The sequence below is a fragment of the Streptomyces sp. P17 genome, assembly GCF_032436805.1.
GTDB lineage: Bacteria > Actinomycetota > Actinomycetes > Streptomycetales > Streptomycetaceae > Streptomyces.
Genome location: NZ_JAVRBF010000294.1, coordinates 1 through 517 on the forward strand (window position 1 = coordinate 1; position 517 = coordinate 517).

General features: G+C 71.4%; 1 protein-coding gene. It reads left to right on the plus strand.

Annotated features, from left to right (window positions below):
- The coding region (locus tag RMT89_RS40940; protein WP_315888832.1) for a polyketide synthase at nucleotides 1–517 on the plus strand (517 nt) is incomplete at both ends.

Below are 517 nucleotides of genomic sequence, written 5' to 3' on the forward strand. Positions count from 1 at the left end.
GGGATCTCCCCGCGTGAGGCGCTGGCGATGGATCCGCAGCAGCGGCTGCTGCTGGAGACGTCGTGGGAGGTGCTGGAGCGTGCGGGTCTCAACCCGCAGGGGCTGAAGGGGAGTTCGACGGGAGTGTTCGTCGGCGCCTCGTCCTCCGCGTACGTCCCCGACGTGGACCACGTGGATGCGAGCGTCGAGGGCCACACGATGACCGGCAACCTGGCGAGCGTTCTCTCGGGCCGGGTGTCGTACACGTTCGGCTTCGAGGGCCCCGCGGTGTCGGTGGACACGGCCTGCTCGTCCTCGCTGGTGGCGCTGCATCTGGCCGTGCAGTCCCTGCGGCAGGGGGAGTGCACTCTGGCGCTCGCCGGCGGTGTCACCGTCCTCGCCAGCCCCGGCGGCTTCATCGAGTTCTCGCGGCAGCGGGGTCTGGCACAGGACGGGCGCTGCAAGCCGTTCTCGGCCGACGCCGACGGCACCGCCTGGGCTGAGGGCGTCGGGATGCTGGCGTTGGAGCGGTTGTCGG